Raw genomic sequence first — 5,624 nt, forward strand, 5'->3', positions numbered from 1 at the left:
AAAAACTCTGTCATAATCGAGGGCTCCGCAAAACACAGCGACGAGTTAGATCCTTCGGGGTGTGGCGAGTTGAGCGGAGGGAAGAAAAGAAAAATCTTCAAAAATTTTTTCTGAACTTCAAAAAATCGTGTTATAGTAGAGAGCTTCGCTGATCGCAGCAAGCAAGACGCAAAACAGAAGATGTTGAGTGTCGTGATCGTTAAAAACATACAGCCGATAAGCGTGGGCGTTTGAGGCGAATGGCCAAGTTCTTCGGAACTAAGTCTTCGGACTTTTAAACGCTCATGAGAATAGAAGTGAAGTTCACTTCAATTCCGTTTTTATGAGTTGCTCGAGAAATCGAGCGAAAACTTCAAGATCGAACTATAGAGTTTGATCCTGGCTCAGATTGAACGCTGGCGGCATGCCTTACACATGCAAGTCGAACGGCAGCGCGGGAGCAATCCTGGCGGCGAGTGGCGAACGGGTGAGTAATACATCGGAACGTGCCCAATCGTGGGGGATAACGCAGCGAAAGCTGTGCTAATACCGCATACGATCTACGGATGAAAGCAGGGGACCGCAAGGCCTTGCGCGAATGGAGCGGCCGATGGCAGATTAGGTAGTTGGTGGGGTAAAGGCTCACCAAGCCGACGATCTGTAGCTGGTCTGAGAGGACGACCAGCCACACTGGGACTGAGACACGGCCCAGACTCCTACGGGAGGCAGCAGTGGGGAATTTTGGACAATGGGCGCAAGCCTGATCCAGCCATGCCGCGTGCAGGATGAAGGCCTTCGGGTTGTAAACTGCTTTTGTACGGAACGAAAAGGTTCTTTCTAATAAAGAGAGCTCATGACGGTACCGTAAGAATAAGCACCGGCTAACTACGTGCCAGCAGCCGCGGTAATACGTAGGGTGCAAGCGTTAATCGGAATTACTGGGCGTAAAGCGTGCGCAGGCGGTGATGTAAGACAGTTGTGAAATCCCCGGGCTCAACCTGGGAACTGCATCTGTGACTGCATCGCTGGAGTGCGGCAGAGGGGGATGGAATTCCGCGTGTAGCAGTGAAATGCGTAGATATGCGGAGGAACACCGATGGCGAAGGCAATCCCCTGGGCCTGCACTGACGCTCATGCACGAAAGCGTGGGGAGCAAACAGGATTAGATACCCTGGTAGTCCACGCCCTAAACGATGTCAACTGGTTGTTGGGAATTCACTTTCTCAGTAACGAAGCTAACGCGTGAAGTTGACCGCCTGGGGAGTACGGCCGCAAGGTTGAAACTCAAAGGAATTGACGGGGACCCGCACAAGCGGTGGATGATGTGGTTTAATTCGATGCAACGCGAAAAACCTTACCCACCTTTGACATGTACGGAATTTGCCAGAGATGGCTTAGTGCTCGAAAGAGAACCGTAACACAGGTGCTGCATGGCTGTCGTCAGCTCGTGTCGTGAGATGTTGGGTTAAGTCCCGCAACGAGCGCAACCCTTGTCATTAGTTGCTACATTTAGTTGGGCACTCTAATGAGACTGCCGGTGACAAACCGGAGGAAGGTGGGGATGACGTCAAGTCCTCATGGCCCTTATAGGTGGGGCTACACACGTCATACAATGGCTGGTACAAAGGGTTGCCAACCCGCGAGGGGGAGCTAATCCCATAAAACCAGTCGTAGTCCGGATCGCAGTCTGCAACTCGACTGCGTGAAGTCGGAATCGCTAGTAATCGTGGATCAGAATGTCACGGTGAATACGTTCCCGGGTCTTGTACACACCGCCCGTCACACCATGGGAGCGGGTTCTGCCAGAAGTAGTTAGCCTAACCGCAAGGAGGGCGATTACCACGGCAGGGTTCGTGACTGGGGTGAAGTCGTAACAAGGTAGCCGTATCGGAAGGTGCGGCTGGATCACCTCCTTTCTGGAAACAAGCTGTTCAAATTGAACGCCCACACTTATCGGTTGTTGGATGAAGTCGATTCCATCGACATGGGTCTGTAGCTCAGCTGGTTAGAGCACCGTCTTGATAAGGCGGGGGTCGTTGGTTCGAGCCCAACTAGACCCACCAAATTCTTCCAATGGTTCGTTCCAATGGTCATGTGAGCCGCGGTTGCGGTTGCATGGGGCTTGGGGGATTAGCTCAGCTGGGAGAGCACCTGCTTTGCAAGCAGGGGGTCGTCGGTTCGATCCCGTCATCCTCCACCATTCCAGCAGGAATTCATCAACACCAAAGATGCTTTGCAAGAGGCATTTTTGTTGTTGATCGAGATCTCTCGATTGATCGGCTGTTCTTTAAAAATTCATAGAGTCGAATCAGCGTTGCTGGCGGAAAGAGCGTCATGGCTCACCGTGCCGCCAGCAACTTGAATTTTTGATTGCGTCAAATGAACTTCAATTTCGAGGAAACTCGAAGTCTGAAGACGGCATAACGCGCCAGGTGAAAGACCTGGTAATTCCTTGATTGACTTTGGTTTCTGTGAAGAAACGTCAAAGTTATAGGGTCAAGTGAATAAGAGCATGTGGTGGATGCCTTGGCGATGATAGGCGACGAAGGACGTGATAGCCTGCGATAAGCTTCGGGGAGCTGGCAAATTAGCTTTGATCCGGAGATTTCCGAATGGGGAAACCCACCGAAAGGTATCGCACGCTGAATACATAGGCGTGCGAGGCGAACCGGGTGAACTGAAACATCTCAGTAGCTCGAGGAAAAGACATCAACCGAGATTCCGAAAGTAGTGGCGAGCGAAATCGGAAGAGCCTGTTAGTGATAGCACAAGACTTAACAAAACAGCTTGGAAAGGCTGGCCATAGTGGGTGATAGCCCCGTATGTGAAAAGACTTGTGTGGTACTAAGCTGACGAAAAGTAGGGCGGGACACGAGAAATCCTGTCTGAATATGGGGGGACCATCCTCCAAGGCTAAATACTCATCATCGACCGATAGTGAACTAGTACCGTGAGGGAAAGGCGAAAAGAACCCCGGGAGGGGAGTGAAATAGATCCTGAAACCGCATGCTTACAAAAAGTCGGAGCCCGCAAGGGTGACGGCGTACCTTTTGTATAATGGGTCAGCGACTTACATTCAGTGGCAAGGTTAACCGAATAGGGAAGCCGTAGAGAAATCGAGTCCGAATAGGGCGTCTAGTCGCTGGGTGTAGACCCGAAACCAAGTGATCTATCCATGGCCAGGATGAAGGTGCCGTAACAGGTACTGGAGGTCCGAACCGACTAGTGTTGCAAAACTAGCGGATGAGCTGTGGATAGGGGTGAAAGGCTAAACAAACTTGGAAATAGCTGGTTCTCTCCGAAAACTATTTAGGTAGTGCCTCAAGTATTACCTTCGGGGGTAGAGCACTGTTTTGGCTAGGGGGTCATGGCGACTTACCAAACCAAGGCAAACTCCGAATACCGAAGAGTACAGCTTGGGAGACAGAGCACCGGGTGCTAACGTCCGGACTCAAGAGGGAAACAACCCAGACCGCCAGCTAAGGTCCCTAAAATTGGCTAAGTGGGAAACGAAGTGGGAAGGCTAAAACAGTCAGGATGTTGGCTTAGAAGCAGCCATCATTTAAAGAAAGCGTAATAGCTCACTGATCGAGTCGTCCTGCGCGGAAGATGTAACGGGGCTAAGCCAGTTACCGAAGCTGCGGATTTGCAATTTATTGCAAGTGGTAGGAGAGCGTTCTGTAAGCCTGTGAAGGTGTCTTGTAAAGGATGCTGGAGGTATCAGAAGTGCGAATGCTGACATGAGTAGCGTTAAAGGGGGTGAAAAGCCCCCTCGCCGTAAGCGCAAGGTTTTCTACGCAACGTTCATCGGCGTAGAGTGAGTCGGCCCCTAAGGCGAGGCAGAGATGCGTAGCTGATGGGAAACAGGTCAATATTCCTGTACCGATGTGTAGTGCGATGTGGGGACGGATCTTAATAGGTCATCCGGGTGTTGGATATCCCGGTTTAGTTGGATGTAGGCGATGGGTAGGCAAATCCGCCCGTCATATACCGAGGCCAACGATCGAGCAAGCTTGCTTGTGAAGTGACTGAACGAGGTTCCAGGAAAAGCCACTAAGCTTCAGCTGCACACGACCGTACCGCAAACCGACACTGGTGCGCGAGATGAGTATTCTAAGGCGCTTGAGAGAACTCAGGAGAAGGAACTCGGCAAATTAACACCGTAACTTCGGGAGAAGGTGTGCCCTATTAGTGTGAAGTGAACAACGGAGCATGAACGGGTTGCAAGAAATCGGTGGCTGCGACTGTTTATTAAAAACACAGCACTCTGCAAACACGAAAGTGGACGTATAGGGTGTGACGCCTGCCCGGTGCTGGAAGATTAAATGATGGGGTGCAAGCTCTTGATTGAAGTCCCAGTAAACGGCGGCCGTAACTATAACGGTCCTAAGGTAGCGAAATTCCTTGTCGGGTAAGTTCCGACCTGCACGAATGGCGTAACGATGGCCACACTGTCTCCTCCTGAGACTCAGCGAAGTTGAAATGTTTGTGATGATGCAATCTCCCCGCGGAAAGACGGAAAGACCCCATGAACCTTTACTGTAGCTTTGTATTGGACTTTGAACAGATCTGTGTAGGATAGGTGGGAGGCTTTGAAGTGAGGACGCTAGTTCTCATGGAGCCAACGTTGAAATACCACCCTGGTGTGTTTGAGGTTCTAACCTAGGTCCATTATCTGGATCGGGGACAGTGCATGGTAGGCAGTTTGACTGGGGCGGTCTCCTCCCAAAGCGTAACGGAGGAGTTCGAAGGTACGCTAGTTACGGTCGGACATCGTGACGATAGTGCAATGGCATAAGCGTGCTTAACTGCGAGACTGACAAGTCGAGCAGATGCGAAAGCAGGACATAGTGATCCGGTGGTTCTGTATGGAAGGGCCATCGCTCAACGGATAAAAGGTACTCTGGGGATAACAGGCTGATACCGCCCAAGAGTTCATATCGACGGCGGTGTTTGGCACCTCGATGTCGGCTCATCTCATCCTGGGGCTGTAGCCGGTCCCAAGGGTATGGCTGTTCGCCATTTAAAGAGGTACGTGAGCTGGGTTTAAAACGTCGTGAGACAGTTTGGTCCCTATCTTCCGTGGGCGCTGCAGATTTGAGGAAGCCTGCTCCTAGTACGAGAGGACCGGAGTGGACACACCTCTGGTGTATCGGTTGTCACGCCAGTGGCATTGCCGAGTAGCTAAGTGTGGAAGAGATAACCGCTGAAAGCATCTAAGCGGGAAACTCGTTTCAAGATGAGATCTGCCGGGGCCTTGAGCCCCCTGAAGAGTCGTTCAAGACCAGGACGTTGATAGGTCGGGTGTGGAAGCGCAGTAATGCGTTAAGCTAACCGATACTAATTGCTCGTGCGGCTTGACCCTATAACTTTGATCTGAAAATCAAAGAAATATGCCAAGTTGACGCAGTCAAATACAAAACTGATTCCAAACTCTATGAATTCGCCGTCCTGACTCAACACCAGGATGGCAACCCTTTATGCCTGATGACCATAGCGAGGTGGTCCCACTCCTTCCCATCCCGAACAGGACAGTGAAACGCCTCAGCGCCGATGATAGTGCGGGTTCCCGTGTGAAAGTAGGTCATCGTCAGGCTCTTACAGCCCCAAAAAGCCCAGCCTAATCAGCTGGGCTTTTTGCTTTT

2 tRNA genes and 3 rRNA genes are annotated in these 5,624 nt (G+C 51.2%); all 5 read left to right on the plus strand.

The window, feature by feature from the left end:
• The first annotated feature begins 360 nt into the window (after nucleotides 1-360).
• The 5 genes from FHW64_RS34125 to rrf all read left to right on the plus strand — a co-directional run bounded on the left by FHW64_RS34125 (nucleotide 361) and on the right by rrf (nucleotide 5,575).
• Nucleotides 361-1,895: ribosomal RNA gene (locus FHW64_RS34125) — 16S ribosomal RNA — on the plus strand.
• A 70-nt stretch (nucleotides 1,896-1,965) separates the two neighbouring features.
• Nucleotides 1,966-2,042: transfer RNA gene (locus tag FHW64_RS34130), tRNA-Ile, on the plus strand.
• A 61-nt stretch (nucleotides 2,043-2,103) separates the two neighbouring features.
• Nucleotides 2,104-2,179 (plus strand) — tRNA-Ala (locus FHW64_RS34135).
• A gap of 294 nt (nucleotides 2,180-2,473) precedes the next feature.
• A 23S ribosomal RNA gene (locus FHW64_RS34140) occupies nucleotides 2,474-5,344 on the plus strand.
• A 118-nt stretch (nucleotides 5,345-5,462) separates the two neighbouring features.
• Nucleotides 5,463-5,575, plus strand: a 5S ribosomal RNA gene (gene rrf, locus FHW64_RS34145).
• Together the 16S, 23S and 5S rRNA genes with 2 tRNA genes alongside form the textbook arrangement of a ribosomal RNA operon.
• Nucleotides 5,576-5,624 lie beyond the last annotated feature (49 nt).

This window comes from Variovorax sp. Sphag1AA, from assembly GCF_014192575.1.
Taxonomy (GTDB): Bacteria; Pseudomonadota; Gammaproteobacteria; order Burkholderiales; family Burkholderiaceae_C; genus Variovorax.